This window comes from Ancylobacter tetraedralis (genome assembly GCF_014195655.1).
GTDB classification, from domain to species: Bacteria; Pseudomonadota; Alphaproteobacteria; order Rhizobiales; family Xanthobacteraceae; genus Ancylobacter; species Ancylobacter tetraedralis.
In genome coordinates, this window is record NZ_JACICD010000008.1 from 59,465 (window position 1) to 73,559 (window position 14,095).

The 14,095-nt window shown below is 68.9% G+C and carries 11 protein-coding genes and 1 other RNA gene; 7 read left to right on the top strand and 5 right to left on the bottom strand.

Features of this window, described 5'->3' with window-relative positions:
• Positions 1-45 precede the first annotated feature (45 nt).
• Positions 46-1,194 (top strand): 2'-deoxycytidine 5'-triphosphate deaminase, encoded by a 1,149-nt coding sequence (locus tag FHS55_RS18490; protein ID WP_183191271.1) that lies wholly within the window; start codon positions 46-48, stop codon positions 1,192-1,194.
• 6 nt (positions 1,195-1,200) lie between these two features.
• Here the strand turns inward: FHS55_RS18490 and nudC are convergent, their stop codons facing one another.
• Together nudC and FHS55_RS18500 are read right to left on the bottom strand one after the other, a co-directional pair.
• Positions 1,201-2,187, bottom strand: coding sequence for an NAD(+) diphosphatase (nudC, locus tag FHS55_RS18495; protein WP_183191272.1), 987 nt, complete (start codon positions 2,185-2,187; stop codon positions 1,201-1,203).
• Positions 2,188-2,199: 12 nt separating this feature from the next.
• Positions 2,200-2,631, bottom strand: coding sequence for an HIT domain-containing protein (locus FHS55_RS18500; protein ID WP_183191273.1), 432 nt, complete (start codon positions 2,629-2,631; stop codon positions 2,200-2,202).
• 207 nt (positions 2,632-2,838) lie between these two features.
• Here FHS55_RS18500 and FHS55_RS18505 point away from each other — a divergent pair, with 207 nt between their 5' ends.
• The 3 genes from FHS55_RS18505 to FHS55_RS18515 all read left to right on the top strand — a co-directional run bounded on the left by FHS55_RS18505 (position 2,839) and on the right by FHS55_RS18515 (position 6,326).
• Positions 2,839-4,047: an MFS transporter gene (locus FHS55_RS18505; RefSeq protein WP_183191274.1), complete on the top strand. Its 1,209-nt coding sequence runs from the start codon at positions 2,839-2,841 to the stop codon at positions 4,045-4,047.
• Between the two features lie 77 nt (positions 4,048-4,124).
• Positions 4,125-5,078 carry a prolyl aminopeptidase gene (gene pip / locus FHS55_RS18510; RefSeq protein WP_183191275.1) on the top strand — a complete coding sequence of 318 codons (954 nt, stop codon included), beginning with the start codon at positions 4,125-4,127 and terminating at the stop codon, positions 5,076-5,078.
• Between the two features lie 162 nt (positions 5,079-5,240).
• Positions 5,241-6,326 (top strand): transporter substrate-binding domain-containing protein, encoded by a 1,086-nt coding sequence (locus tag FHS55_RS18515; RefSeq protein ID WP_183191276.1) that lies wholly within the window; start codon positions 5,241-5,243, stop codon positions 6,324-6,326.
• Between the two features lie 94 nt (positions 6,327-6,420).
• Here the strand turns inward: FHS55_RS18515 and FHS55_RS18520 are convergent, their stop codons facing one another.
• On the bottom strand, positions 6,421-6,693 hold the full coding sequence (locus FHS55_RS18520; protein ID WP_425485834.1) for a hypothetical protein: 273 nt from the start codon (positions 6,691-6,693) through the stop codon (positions 6,421-6,423).
• Positions 6,694-7,075: 382 nt separating this feature from the next.
• On the opposite strand from FHS55_RS18520, the gene ffs reads away from it, so the two are divergent.
• From ffs to FHS55_RS18535, 3 genes are all read left to right on the top strand, one after another.
• Positions 7,076-7,171, top strand: an RNA gene (gene ffs / locus FHS55_RS18525) — signal recognition particle sRNA small type.
• 182 nt (positions 7,172-7,353) lie between these two features.
• Positions 7,354-9,315: a DNA polymerase III subunit gamma/tau gene (locus FHS55_RS18530; RefSeq protein ID WP_183191278.1), complete on the top strand. Its 1,962-nt coding sequence runs from the start codon at positions 7,354-7,356 to the stop codon at positions 9,313-9,315.
• A 12-nt stretch (positions 9,316-9,327) separates the two neighbouring features.
• Positions 9,328-9,648 carry a YbaB/EbfC family nucleoid-associated protein gene (locus FHS55_RS18535; RefSeq protein WP_183191279.1) on the top strand — a complete coding sequence of 107 codons (321 nt, stop codon included), beginning with the start codon at positions 9,328-9,330 and terminating at the stop codon, positions 9,646-9,648.
• A gap of 244 nt (positions 9,649-9,892) precedes the next feature.
• Here FHS55_RS18535 and FHS55_RS18540 read toward each other — a convergent pair whose 3' ends face one another.
• Both FHS55_RS18540 and FHS55_RS18545 read right to left on the bottom strand, forming a co-directional pair.
• On the bottom strand, positions 9,893-10,525 hold the full coding sequence (locus tag FHS55_RS18540; RefSeq protein ID WP_183191280.1) for a TetR/AcrR family transcriptional regulator: 633 nt from the start codon (positions 10,523-10,525) through the stop codon (positions 9,893-9,895).
• A complete protein-coding gene (locus tag FHS55_RS18545; RefSeq protein ID WP_183191281.1) occupies positions 10,522-13,950 on the bottom strand; it encodes an acyl-[ACP]--phospholipid O-acyltransferase in 3,429 nt (1,142 codons plus the stop codon). Before FHS55_RS18545 ends, FHS55_RS18540 begins: the two co-directional genes overlap by 4 nt.
• Between the last annotated feature and the right edge of the window lie 145 nt (positions 13,951-14,095).

Sequence of the window (14,095 nt, forward strand, 5' to 3'; positions counted from 1 at the left end):
CCGCAAGGGCGTGTGCGTCCGGCAGGGGCGCAGGGAGAGTTGAGCGTGTCGGAACTGGGTTTGCCCGCAACGGGGGACGGCATCCTGCCCGGCCACGCGATCGACGCCCTGGCCGCGGGCGGCGGCATCCGCATTGCCCGTCCGTTCGACGACGATCAGGTGCAGCCGGCCAGCCTCGACCTGCGGCTCGGACCCACCGCCTGGCGCATCCGCGCCAGCTTCCTGCCCGGCCCGCAGGAGACGGTGGCCGACCGGCTCGGCCGGCTCGCGCTGCACCAGCTGGACCTCACCGGCGGAGAAGTGCTGGAAACCGGCTGCGTCTATCTGGTCGAGCTGGAGGAAGCGCTCGCGCTGCCCGCCGACATCGCCGCCTCGACCAACCCGAAAAGCTCGACCGGCCGGCTCGACGTGTTCACCCGCGTCATCGCCGACCGCGCCCGCGCCTTCGACATCATCCCAGCGGGATATGCGGGCAAGCTCTATCTGGAAATCAGCCCGCGCACCTTCCCCATCCTCGTGCGGCAGGGCTCGCGCCTGTCGCAGATCCGCTTCCGGCGTGGCCACGCGCTGCTCGACGAGACCGAACTCACCGCGCTGAACGTCCGCGAGCGGCTGGTCGACACCGCCGCTCCCGACATTGCCGGCGCCGGCATCGCGGTCAGCGTCGATCTGTCGGGCGAGGGCTTCGGCGGGCTGCTCGGCTTCCGCGCGAAGCGCCATACCGGCCTGATCGATGTCGACAAGCGCGCCGCCTGCGAGGTGGAGGACTACTGGGAGCCGCTGCTGACGCGAGGCCGGCGCGAACTGGTGCTCGATCCCGACGCCTTCTACATCCTCGCCTCGAAGGAGGCCGTGCGCGTGCCCGCCAGCCATGCGGCGGAAATGGTGCCGTTCGACCCGCTGGTCGGCGAATTCCGCGTGCATTATGCCGGCTTCTTCGATCCCGGCTTCGGCGACCCCGCCGCCGGCGGGCGCGCCGGCCCGCACCATGGCGCCCGCGCCGTGCTGGAAGTGCGCTCGCGCGAGGTGCCGTTCATCCTGGAGGACGGCCAGATCGTCGGCCGCCTTGTCTATGAGAAGATGCTGGAGCACCCGCGCCGGCTCTATGGCGAGGGCATCGGCTCCAACTATCAGGCGCAGGGGCTGAAGCTGTCCAAGCACTTCAAGCCCTTCAAGCCCTGGATCCGCGACTGAGCCCCCTCACCCCGCCGGCGGATCGCGCCCCTCGACGAAAGCGCGGAGAAGATGGTGGGCGATCGCCATCTTCGGCGGGGCGATCAGCCCGTCGGGATGGGTGCGCGTCAGCAGCAGCTGCGCCTCCTCGCGGGAGAACCAGCGCGCGGCCTCCAGCTCGTTGGCATCGATGGTGATCTCGCGCGAGAGCGCCTGCGCATGCATGCCGATCATCACCGACATGGGGAACGGCCAGGGCTGGGAGGCGACATAGCGCACCGCGCCGGTGCGGATGCCCGCCTCCTCCAGGGTCTCGCGCCGCACCGCTTCCTCGAAGGTCTCCCCCGGCTCGACGAATCCGGCCAGGCACGACCACATGCCGGGCGCGAAGCGCGGCGAGCGGCCCAGCAGGCAATTGTCGCCGTCATGGGTCAGCATGATCACCACCGGGTCGGTGCGGGGAAAATGCTGCGCGCCGCATTCCGGGCATTCGCGCCGCCATCCGCCCTCGGCAACGTTGAGCCGGTGACCGCAGTTCGAACAGAAGCTGCGCCGCGCATGCCAGGCGATCATCGCCTTGGCGGTGGCGAGCTCGCCGAGTTCCTCGGGCGTGACCATCTCGCCGACGGCGATGCTGCGCAGGTCCGTGACCAGCAGGTCCGGTGCCTCGGCCAGCGCGGCGAGCGCGGCCGCGTGCAGCGGCAGCACGAAATGGGGCACCCCATCGGCCAAGCCGAGCAGGCACGCCTCGCTGATACGCCCGCCGAGCGCGACCGCGCGCCCGAGATCGATCAACGCCTCATAGGCGCCGGCCGGATCGTCGCCACTCGCCCCGGGCCGGCGTCGCAGAACGACGCTCTCCCCGGCGATGAGGCAGGCCCTCGCCCGCGTGTCGCGCAGCATGTCCGGGGTTTCCGCCCGCCGCTCGCTGGCCCGATCGAGCCTTGAGCCGACATAGCCCAGATGCGGCCAGAAGCCGAGTTCACCCGTCGCGATCAGTTCACTCGTCGCCATTGCGGCTCTCCCTCATGCCCCACCCAGCGCCGCGCGCAGCCTCGATACCAGCAGCATGGCCTGCGGCGCCGCGTAGGTCCGGCGCTCGCCCACGCCCCAGACCGGGCGCGGCCACGCCGCATCGGTGGCGAAGCGGGCGATGACGTGCACATGCAGCTGGCGGACCTGATTGCCGAGCGCGCCGACATTGAGCTTGTCGCACTGCGTCAGTTCGCGCAGCGCCCGGCTCACCGTGTCGATCTCCCCGGTCAGCGCGGCGCGCGCCTCGCCCTCAAGGTCGATCAGCTCGGCCAGGCCGGGGCGACGCGGCACCAGGATGACCCAGGGAAAGCGGGCATCGTTCATCAGGCGCAGCGTCGACAGGGCGAGATCGGCGACCGGGAACGTATCGGCCTCGATCCGCGGGTCGAGCTGGAAAGTCGTGCCGTTGGAAAGCTCGTTCATCGTGGCGTGTCGTCTGCCCAAGGCCCGGCCTCGATGCGGGCGGTGACAGCTATAGCCGCGCGGTGGCGCGCGCGCCACCGCGACGGTGGACCCGGGACCAGGATGCATCTGCCGTTTGCCGTTGGCCCGCAATTGCACTAGTTGATCCGCGAAAGTTGATCCGCGAAAGTGCGTGCCGCACGCGCGCGAAAAGGTCCCGAGACGGCCATGTCCCTGAATGTTTCGGCCGGCACCGCGCGCAGCGCGGTCATGCCGGTGCTGGTCGCCCTGAGCGTCGCCCACTTTCTCAACGACATGATCCAGTCGCTGATCCCGGCGGCCTACCCGATCATCAAGGAAGCCTACGCGCTCGATTTCAGCCAGATCGGCATCATCACGCTGACCTTCCAGATTTCCGCCTCGCTGCTGCAGCCGGTGATCGGCTTCTATACCGACCGCCGCCCGCTACCCTATTCCATGGTGGCGGGCATGGGCTTCACGCTGGTGGGGCTGATCGGGCTCGCCTATGCCGGCAGCTACCCGCTGCTGCTGGTGGCCAGCGCCTGCGTCGGCATCGGCTCTTCCATCTTCCACCCCGAGGCGACGCGCATGGCGCGCAACGCCTCCGGCGGGCGGCACGGCTTCGCGCAGGGCCTGTTCCAGGTCGGCGGACAGAGCGGCGCGGCGATCGGCCCGCTGCTCGCCGCCTTCATCATCGTGCCGAACGGCCAGACAAGCCTCGCCTGGTTTTCCACCGCGGCGCTCCTCGCCATGCCGCTGCTGGCGTGGACGGCCTTCCACCATGCGCGAGCCATGGGGCGCATGGTGGCGCGCGGCGGCCCGCACCTCGCGGCCGACACGCCCGGCCCCTCGATGCGGCAGGCGGCGCCGGCGCTGCTCATCCTGATTCTGCTGCTGACCTCGAAGACCGCCTATATCGCGAGCTTCACCTCGTTCTACACGTTCTACCTGATCGAGCGCTTCGACGTGTCGGTGCAGGCCTCGCAGCTGATGCTGTTCCTGTATCTCGTCGCCTCGGCGACGGGCGTGCTGTTCGGCGGCATGCTCGGCGACCGGATCGGGCGCAACAAGATCATCTGGTTCTCCATTCTCGGCGCTCTGCCCTTCACGGTGATCCTGCCGCATGTCGACCTGTTCTGGACCGGCGTGCTGACCGTGGTGATCAATCTCATCATGTCCAGCGCCTTCGCCGCCATCCTCGTCTACGCCATGGAATTGCTGCCGAACCGCATCGGGCTGATCGGCGGGTTCTTCTATGGGCTGGTCTTCGGCCTCGGCGGCCTGGCGGCGGCGGCGCTCGGCGTGTTCGCCGACCATTACGGCATCGACGCGGTCTATGAGGTCTGCGCCTTCCTGCCGGCCTTCGGCCTGCTCGCCTGGTTCCTCCCGAGCCTGCGCGAGGCGCGGGTGTCCTGATCGTCGCCGGATGCGGGCCGACCGGGCCCCTCACTCCCTGTCGGCGCCCTCCGCCGGCTCTTCCCGAAGGTTCATCCATGACCGAACTGCGCAGCCTGTACCCCGCCATCGAACCCTTCGAGACCGGCATGCTGGACACCGGCGACGGACACTCGATCTATTACGAGCGCGTGGGGACGAAGGGCGGCAAGCCGGTCGTGTACCTGCATGGCGGGCCCGGCGCCGGCATCACGCCGAACAATCGCCGGCTGTTCGATCCCGCCCGCTACGAGGTGATCCTGTTCGACCAGCGCGGCTGCGGGCGCTCCACCCCCTATGCCGACCTCACCAACAACACGACCTGGCATCTCGTGGCCGATATCGAACGGCTGCGCGAGAAGTTCGGCTTCGCAAAGTGGCAGGTGTTCGGCGGCTCCTGGGGCTCGACGCTGGCGCTGGCCTATGCGCAGACGCATCGCGAGCGGGTGAGCGAACTCATCCTGCGCGGCATCTACACCGTGACCCGCGCGGAGCTGGACTGGTATTACCGGTTCGGCGTCTCGCAGATGTTCCCCGAGAAGTTCGAGCGTTTCCTGGCGCCGCTGGCGACGCCCGAGGAGCGGGCCGACCCGGTGCGTGCCTACCGCGCGCTTCTCACGGGCGATGACGAGGCGCGCAAGATCGAGGCGGCCAAGGCCTGGACGATCTGGGAAGGCGAGACCATCACGCTGCTGCCCGACCCCACCGTCATCGCCGCCTATTACGAGGGCGACTACGCGCTGGCCTTCGCGCGGATCGAGAACCATTATTTCTTCCATGACAGCTGGCTGAAGGAACGCCAGTTGCTGGACAACGCCCACCTTCTGACCGGTATTCCCGGCGTCATCGTGCACGGGCGTTACGACATGCCCTGCCCGGCGCGCTATGCGTGGGAGCTGCACAAGGCCTGGCCCGAGGCGGAACTCCACATCATCGAGGGCGCCGGCCACGCCTATTGGGAGCCGGGCATCCTCGACCGGCTGATCCGCGCCACCGACCAGTTCGGCGGATAGGGGGGCGGCGACGCAGCGGCGGCGCGCGGCGTCACCTCAACGACGCAGCGCGGTAATTTCCGGCCGCCCGGGCGGGGAACCGCTTCCCCTCGCCCGGGGCGCGATGGCATAAACCTGTCGTCGGCCGCTTCCCTCGTGCGCCCTCGAAACTTGCGTTGCATCATGCATCTGCGCTGGGTTCTCGCTCTCCTTCTGCTGCTTGCCCTCGGCGTTGGGGCAAGCGCGCAACAGGCTGCGCCCACCGATAGCGGCAAGACGCTCAAGGTCGGCGTCTATGTCGAGCCGCCTTTCGTCGAGCCGGGACCGAATGGCTATCGCGGACTGGCGGTCGAGCTGTGGGAATGGACGGCCGACAGGAACGAACTGGACTTCGCCTATCAGGCCCTTCCCACCATCCACGACCTGCTGCAGGCGGCGGAGAAGGGGGAGATCGACGTCGCGGTGGCGCCGCTCACCATTACCGAGGACCGGCTGAAGCGGGTCGACTTCACCCAGCCATGGTTCAATGGCGGGCTGCGCGTAATGATCGAGGAAAGCCGCTCATACGGCATTCGCGAGATCCTGCGCGGCCTCGTCGACGCCGGGCATGTCCGGATCTACCTCTGGATCGCCGCCATCGTGTTCGGCGCCACGGTACTGCTTACGGCCGTGGATCGGCATTTCGACCAGGACTTTCCCCGTCGCTGGCACGAGGGGATGGCGGAGAGCTTCTACCATGTCATGTCGGTGGCGACCTCCGGCAAGGCCGCCCACAAGCAGATGTTCGGCGTGTTCGGGCGGATACTCGCCGCGCTGTGGATGGTCTGCGGCGTGACGCTCGTGGCCTACGTCACCTCATCGATCACCACCGTCATGACCACCAACGCCCTCACCAACCAGATCGCCGGTTTTTCCGACCTCAACGGCAAGACCGTGGGCGTGCTCAAGGGCAGCGTGGCCGAGGCCTATTCCCGTGACCGGGGTATCGGGACGGTGTCCTATGGCGACCTCCCGCAGGCCGTGCAGGGGCTGCTGGGCCGCGAGGTGAGCGCGCTGGTGGGCGACGCGGCGGCGCTCGAATTCTACGACCGCAGCCATCCCCAGCTGCCGATCACCGAGGTCGGCGGCATCGTGCACCGGGAGATGCTGGGCTTCGCCCTGCCGCAGGGCAGCCCGCTGGTACACGAACTCTCCCTCGCCATCATCGCCGCGACCGAGGAGGGCCTGCTGGACCGGCTGCGGCTGAAATATCTCGGCTCCAGCAATTAGCGCGGATTCGCTGTCGGTACGCCCGCCATGCGCGAGCCCCCGCGCGGGAGGGGTCTCGCGCGGGGGCTCGCCTGTCAGCGGATGCGGCGCGCTGTCAGCCGATGGTCGGGCAGCCCGGCTCGTTGGCGAAGCGCATCTGTTCGGCGCCGCGACGGGTCATGCCCTGCACCGTGACCGAACGCGGCGTCACGCGCACCACCTCGGCATTGCGCAGGCCTTCCTCGCGCGCGGCGCTGCGGGCCTGCCGCTCCGAGCAGCCCATGCGCGGCCCGCGCTGGTCATAGCGCGGCGCATCGGGCGGAACCGCGCGCACACCGCCCGGACCGACTTCGATATTGAAGCCCTGCGCCTGCGCGCTCGACAACATTCCGCTCGACGCACCAAGCACAGGCGCGAGCACCAGCGCCGCAACAACGGACGTGATCCGTATCATCTTAGCCATTCCTGCCTCCTGACAGCGAACCAACAAATCGTTCATTGCCTCTACAAGCGACAGAGAACGATATGGTTCCTTTTCCCGGACGCGTTACATATTCACGTAGTGTTTTTTCGTATTCCCTGGGAGCCTATGCTTCATTCGCACTTGAGCCAGGTCCGGCGGCTTGTCGATGCACCGAGGCCCGGCCGACGCGATGCCCCAGCTGGATCCCCGGCCGGGTAGCTGGCCGGATACCCGGCGGGATACCCGGCGGGATACCCGGCGATGTACCCCCTTGCATCCCTCGCCCATCTGCCCGATATAGGCGCCGGGAGGTTGGCGGTGGACGAGCCACTCGCCAACCGGGTCAGGTCCGGAAGGAAGCAGCCCCAACGAGCCCGTCTCGGGTCGCATGTCAGCCTCCCACCCTTTGCCGCGCCGTCCATGTCGCGCTGCCCGCATGGCGGGTGCGTTTGGTGGCTGGCGCGCCACCGCGTGGGCGCGCTGGCATGAAGCCGCGGCCCGATCTCCCGCCTTCCCCGGATTTTTCGCCGCACCGCTCCCTGCGACGTTGCCCTTGGCACACAAGGCGATGCTATGAAGGGACCCATGAGCGCGGACCTCACCGATCCCACGACCGCAGCGTCGGCCACCCCTGACCTTGCCCTCGGCGGCACCCCGGCGGCGACCCCGGCCGTGCCGGCCGCGCCCTATCGCGTACTCGCCCGCAAGTACCGCCCGCAGACCTTCGCCGACCTGATCGGTCAGGAGGCGATGGTGCGCACGCTGAAGAACGCCTTCTCCTCCGGGCGCATTGCGCAGGCCTATATCCTCACCGGCGTGCGCGGCGTGGGCAAGACCACCACCGCCCGCATCCTCGCCCGCGCGCTGAACTACGAGCCGATGGACGGCCCTCCCGGCGGCGGCGCCCCCACGCTCGACATGCCGGTGCTCGGCCGCCACTGCCGCGACATCATCGAGAGCCGCCATGTCGACGTGCAGGAGATGGACGCCGCGTCCAACACCGGCATCAGCGATATCCGCGAGATCATCGAGGCGGCGCGCTACAAGCCGGTTCTGGCGCGCTACAAGGTGTTCATCATCGACGAAGTGCACATGCTCTCCACGGCGGCCTTCAACGGGCTGCTGAAGACGCTGGAAGAGCCGCCAGAGCATGTGAAATTCATTTTCGCCACCACGGAAATTCGCAAGGTTCCCGTCACCGTGCTCTCGCGCACGCAGCGCTTCGACCTGCGCCGGGTGGATGCCGGCACGCTGGCGCGGCACCTGCGCGGTATCTGCGAAGCGGAAGGCGTCGGCATCGACGCGGAGGCGCTGAGCCTGGTCGCCCGCGCGGCGGAAGGCTCGGTGCGCGATGCTCTCTCGCTGCTCGACCAGGCGATCGCCCATTCCGGCGCGCAATCGGCCGGCGGGCAGGCGGCCGGCCACAGCGTGCATGGCGAGCAGGTGCGCTCGCTGCTGGGCCTCGCCGATCGCGGCCGCGTCATCGACCTGTTCGAGGCCCTGATGAAGGGCGATATCGGTCAGGCGCTCACCGAACTGCGCGAGCAGTATGATTCCGGTGCCGACCCGGCCGTGCTCATCACCGATCTGGCCGAGTTCACCCATCTCGTCACCAAGCTGAAGATCCTGCCCGAGACAGCGGACGATCCGGCCCTCGTCGAGGCCGAGCGCACGCGCGGGCGCGGCTTCGCGCAGACCCTGTCGATACGCGTGCTGGCGCGCGCCTGGCAGATGCTGACAAAAGGCCTCGGCGAAGTGCAGCAGGCCGCCAAGCCGATGCAGGCGGCCGAGATGGTGCTGGTGCGCCTCGCCTATGCCAGCGACCTCCCGACCCCGGACGAGGCGCTCCGGCGCCTGCGCGACGGGGCGGGCGATGAGCCCGCCGGGCGCCCGGCCCCGGCACCGTCCGGCGGCGGGTCGAGCGGCGGGTCGGGAGGCGGCGGGTCGGCGATGGCCGCCATGGCGCCGCGCAGCTTCAGCGCGCCCGCGCCAGGCGCAGCGCCCGCATCCGCCCCGAGCCACCTGTCTCTCGCCGCGCGCGGCACGCCGCGCCCCGCAAGCGCTCCGCAGCCGGCGACGCAGGAGAAGCCGACGGTGAGCGTCGGCAATCTCACCGAGCTGGTGGCGCTCGCGGTCACCAAACGCGATCTCAAGCTGAAATTCGCGCTGGAAAACCATGTCCGGCCGGTCGCCTTCGAGGATGGCAAGCTGGAGCTCGCGCTGGCGCCCGGCGGCTCGTCCAGCCTGCTGCAGGAACTGCAGACCAAGCTGTCCGACTGGACCGGCAAGCGCTGGCTGGTCGCGCTCTCCCGCGAGGAGGGCGAGGCGACCCTTGCCGAGCAGACCCGCTCGGCCCGCGAGAGCCTTTTGACCGACGTGCGCGCCGACCCGCTGGTCGCCGCCGTGCTGGAGCGCTTTCCCGGCGCCTCCATTGTCGACGTGCGCACGCAAGTGGTGGACGAGGGTCCCCCGCCCGGCGCGCTCGACGAGTATGAGATGATGGCCGCGCGGGACGAGCCCGGCCTGGACGATGACCTCGAATTCTAAAAGGAGCCGTGCATGAAAGACCTTCTCGGGATGATGTCCAAGGTGAAGGAGATGCAGGGGCGCATGGAGCAGCTGCAGGCCGAGCTGGAGAGCACCGAGGTCGACGGCGCCTCCGGCGGCGGGCTCGTCACCGTGCGGCTCTCCGCCAAGGGCACGCTGAAGGCGCTCCGCATCGATCCGAGTCTCTTGGTTCCGGAAGAGGCGGAAATCCTCGAGGACCTCATCGTCGCCGCCCATGCCGAGGCCCGCGCCAAGGGCGAACGGCTGATCCAGGAAAAGACGCAGGCGCTCACCGCCGGCCTGCCCATCCCGCCCGGCCTGAAGCTGTTCTGATCTTCGGAACGTCCGGCACATTTTATTTGCCGGCATATTATTCCATGCCGCGGCCCCGCCCGTTCAGGCGGGGCCGAGCGAGGCATTCGCTGCCGTGGCGGTCGACATCGGCCGGGTTGCCCGGCCCATGTCGCGGCTGTCGGGACGAGCCCGCTGCGTACCTCGCGCGCCCTTGCCGGCCGTGCCCGGCCTCGTGATGCCGGGTGGCGAGCTCCGCTCGAGCGAACTGAATCTCAAAGCGCGGTCACGCCCCCCGCGCTCCCTCGACAATCCCCGTCACCGCCCGCGCGATTTCGTCCGCCCGCGCGGCAAGCGGGCCATCGAGCCGTCCATAGAGCGCGAACACCGCCGGCTGCACCACGCAGCCGAGCGCCATGGCGCTGGCCAGCGCCGCGCGCTCGGGGGTAAGGCCGGCGTCGCGCAGCAGCAACGCCACCGCCTCCACCACATTGGCATCGGGCGTCGCCGGCACATGGCGCAGATGGTCGTGCTGGTGGATGAGCAGATAGGCGAACAGCGCCGGCTCTTCGTCGAACAGCCGGCAGGCGAGCGCCACCACGTCCCGCAGCTTCTCGGCAAGGCCGACATCGCGCGCGTCGACCGCGCAGATCGCCCGCGCCAGCGCCGCGTAATGCGAGAGGAACAGCTCGCGCGCCAGTTCCTCCTTGGAGGGAAAATGCCGATAGAGCGCGCCCTCGCTCAGCCCCGCGCGCAGGGCGATGTCGCGCACGCTGGTGCCGTCTATGCCCTTCTGCGCGAACAGCGCCAGCGCTTCCGCCTCGATACGCGCGCGGGTCGCGGTGCCGTCGCGGCCACGGCGCGGCACGGCGGCGCGCGGCGCGCGGCGTGCCGGCGCGGCCTGGCTGCGCGCGCTCATGTCCCGCCCGCCGCTGCCGCCGGCCCGCGCGCGGCGATCGCCTCCAGCGCGATGACCCGGGCGCGGGTGAAGTCCACCTTGCCGGAGCCGAGCAGCGGCAATTCGTCCATGGGCAGAATCTCGGCCGGGATCATCAGATCGGTCACGCCCAGCTCGCGGCCCCGCGCCTGCAGCGCCGCGCGGGTGAGATCGGAGGCGGTGGTCAGCAGCAGGATGCGCTCGCCGCGCTTGGCATCGGGAACCGTCACCGCGACATGCTCGGCATCCGGCCGCAGCCCGGCCACCATGGCGTCGATCGCCGCCAGCGAAATCATTTCGCCGGCGATCTTGGCGAAGCGCTTGGCGCGGCCGCGAATGGCGACGAAGCCCTCCTCGTCCAACGCGACGATGTCGCCGGTGTCGTACCAGCCATTTTCCGGCGGCTCGAGCACGCCGGGCGCCTCGGCGCGCAGATAGCCCAGCATGATATTCGGCCCCTTCACGTTGAGCCGCCCGCCCTCGTCGATGCCCGGCACCGGATCGAGCCGGTGCTCGATGCCCGGCAGCAGGCGGCCGACCGTGCCGGCGCGGTTGAACATCGGCGTGTTCACCGCCAGCACCGGCGCGCATTCGGTGACGCCGTAGCCCTCCAGGATGCGGTGGCCGAACTTCTCCATCCACACGCGCCGCGTCTCGGTCTTCACCGGCTCGGCTCCCGCCACCACGAAGCGCAGCGAGCGGAAATCATAGGGGTTGGCGGTGCGGGCATAACCCATGAGGAACGTGTCGGTGCCGACGATGGCGGTGGCGTTGGTGGCGTAGACCAGCTCCGGAATGATCCGGTAATGCAGCGGCGAGGGATAGAGGAAGCATTTCAGCCCCGAGACCAGCGGCAGCATCAGCCCGCCGGTGAGCCCGAAGGAATGGAACACCGGCAGCACGTTGAACATGATGTCGGCGGGCGAGAAATCGATCCGCGCCGCCACCTGCGCCACATTGGTGAGGATGTTGCGGTGGGAGAGCACCACGCCCTTCGGGCTTCCCTCCGAGCCGGAGGTGAACAGGATGAAGGCGGGTTCGTCCGGTTTGGCGAGCTTCGGCGCGCCGCCCGCCACCAGCCATTCCGGCAGCACGGCCTTCACCTTGTCGCCGGTGGTGACGCCGGCGCGAATGTCCTCGCTCATCAGCACGCGGACATGCTTGGAGAGCTCGGCCACTTCCGATTCCAGCTTGGCCTTCTCGACGAAGGCGCGCGAGCAGACGACGATCTTCACCTGCGCCGCCACGCAGGCCGCCACCAGGTTCACCGCGCCGGCGGTATAGTTGAGCATGACCGGCACCCGGCCAAAGCGCGACAGGCCCATGAGCACGACCGCGACACCGGCGGCATTGGGCAGCAGCACGCCCACATTCTCGCCCGGCTGGGTGAGCGCGGCGAGCTTGCCGCCGAGGATCCTCGCCCCCATCAGCAGCTTGCGATAGGTGAGCGAGGTGCCGAGCGGGTCCTCCACCACGGTCCGCCCCATGCCGAGCCGCACCGCCGCCTCCTCCACCGCCTGGTAGACGGTGATGTTGGTGTGGGAGGTCTCGAACATCAGGTCGGACATGATGTTGTAGAGCGCCGTGCCCGCCGCGCGCCGGCGCTTGCGGCCGAACAGCTCGGGATCGATGGCGATGCGCTCCGGCGGCAGGATGGTCACGCGCACCTTGGGAAACAGCCGCTTGCGCGTCTGGTCCGGGGTGAGGCGGGAGAAGGGGGTCTGCTCCAGCCCCTCGATGCGCACCGGCACCACCGCGGCCTGCGCGCGGTCGGCGACCAGCGCCGAGCCGTCATAGATCTTCATGATCGAGCCGGTGACGGTGATGCGCCCCTCGGGGAAGATCACCAGTTGCTCGCCTTGGCTGACCAGCTTGATCAGGTCGCGCGTCGCCAGCGGCCGGGTCGGATCGAGCGGGAACGCCCGCACCAGCTTGAGGAAGGGCTTGATCCACCAGCGCTCGGCGATGCTGGCATCCACCGCGAAGACGGGGTCATTGTCGAGCAGCGCCATGATCAGAGGCGCGTCGAGGAAGCTCACGTGATTGATGGCGATCACCGAGCCGGGACCCGCCGCCTTGAGATGCTCGGCGCCCTTCACCTCGACGCGGAAGGCGACCCGGAACACGATGCGGATGAGATCGCGCAGCACATGGCCGCGAAAGGCGCGCGCCACTAGGAGCGCGACCAGCAGGCTCGTCCCGCCGATGACGAAGAGCAGCGTGGGGGCGCCGGCACCGGCGAGCTGCAGGCCGGCCACCACCACCGCGCCCACCACCATGAAGGCGGCATTGAGCACGTTGTTGCCGGCGATCACCCGCGCCCGCCGGTCCTCGCCCGCCTCGGCCTGGATATAGGCGAAGGTCGGCACCACGAAGGCTCCGCCCGCGGCGGCCATGCCCATCAGGCCCACCGCCGCGTGGAAGCCGCCGACAGAAAACAGGAAGTCGCGCCAGCCGATACCCGCCGCGACCGGTGTCGCGCTCTCCAGATACAGGCCGAAATAGATGGCGAAACCGCTCATCAGCACCCCGGCAAGGGGCACCAGCGCCAGCAGGATGCGCCCTTCCGACGCCTTCGCCGCCAGCGTCGAGCCCAGCGCGACGCCGACGGTGAACATCACCAGGAACAGCGTGACCACGCTTTCCTCGCCGCCGATATTCTCCTTCACCAGCGTCGGCAGCAGCGACAGCACGACCGCCCCCACCAGCCAGAACCACGAGACGATGAGCGCGCCCTTCCAGATGTTGGGCGTGGCGCGCAGCTCGGCGATCAGCTCGTTCGTGCCGCGCCAGATGTTGCGGTCGATCGTGAGATCGGGCGCGCCCTCATGGGTGTGGGGAATGGCGCGGGCGGACAGCCAGGAAATGACCGCCAGTACGAAGGTGAAGCCCGCCACCGACCATTGGCCGGTATGGGTGACAGCGATGCCGCCCGCCACCGTGCCGCCGAGGATGGCGGCGAAAGTCGCGGTCTCCACCAGCGCATTGCCGGAAACGAGTTCATCCTTGGCGAGATGATCGGGCAGGATGCCGTATTTCACCGGCCCGAACAGTGCGCTGAGCGTGCCCATGAAGAACAGGCCGACGAACAGCATGGGCAGCGATTGCAGCACGAAGCCGGAACAGGCCAGCAACACGATCCAGATCTCGGCGAATTTCAGCCGCCGGGCGATCAGCGCCTTGTCGTAACGGTCGGCAAGCTGGCCGCCGAGGCTGGAGAACAGGAAGAAGGGCAGGATGAACACGCCGCCCGCCAGCGTGACCAGCGCGCCGCCATGGGTCTCGCCGAGCCCGTAGAGGATCAGCAGCGCCATCGCGTTCTTGACGAAATTGTCGTTGAACGCCGAAAAGAACTGGCACCAGAACAGCGGAGCGAAGCGCCGAGCCGACATCAACCGCGTGAACACCGGGCGACCCCCATATTATGTTAGTGAACGATCACTTACATAAACACGCGGCACCGGTCAAGCGCCCCGCGCGTGCCCGAAGGTGGCGAATTCAGGTACCAAGGTGGGAAGGGCGGTAGAGGTCGCCGGAGCGATGGGGGAGACT

What these genes read in the sequence shown, in the direction of transcription:
- nudC (WP_183191272.1), bottom strand. Translation starts at nt 2,187, where the DNA reads ATGGCGACGAGTGAACTGATCGCGACGGGTGAACTCGGCTTCTGGCCG.
- FHS55_RS18500 (WP_183191273.1), bottom strand. Translation starts at nt 2,631, where the DNA reads ATGAACGAGCTTTCCAACGGCACGACTTTCCAGCTCGACCCGCGGATC.
- FHS55_RS18505 (WP_183191274.1), top strand. Translation starts at nt 2,839, where the DNA reads ATGTCCCTGAATGTTTCGGCCGGCACCGCGCGCAGCGCGGTCATGCCG.
- pip (WP_183191275.1), top strand. Translation starts at nt 4,125, where the DNA reads ATGACCGAACTGCGCAGCCTGTACCCCGCCATCGAACCCTTCGAGACC.
- FHS55_RS18515 (WP_183191276.1), top strand. Translation starts at nt 5,241, where the DNA reads ATGCATCTGCGCTGGGTTCTCGCTCTCCTTCTGCTGCTTGCCCTCGGC.
- FHS55_RS18520 (WP_425485834.1), bottom strand. Translation starts at nt 6,693, where the DNA reads ATGTTGTCGAGCGCGCAGGCGCAGGGCTTCAATATCGAAGTCGGTCCG.
- FHS55_RS18530 (WP_183191278.1), top strand. Translation starts at nt 7,354, where the DNA reads ATGAGCGCGGACCTCACCGATCCCACGACCGCAGCGTCGGCCACCCCT.
- FHS55_RS18535 (WP_183191279.1), top strand. Translation starts at nt 9,328, where the DNA reads ATGAAAGACCTTCTCGGGATGATGTCCAAGGTGAAGGAGATGCAGGGG.
- FHS55_RS18540 (WP_183191280.1), bottom strand. Translation starts at nt 10,525, where the DNA reads ATGAGCGCGCGCAGCCAGGCCGCGCCGGCACGCCGCGCGCCGCGCGCC.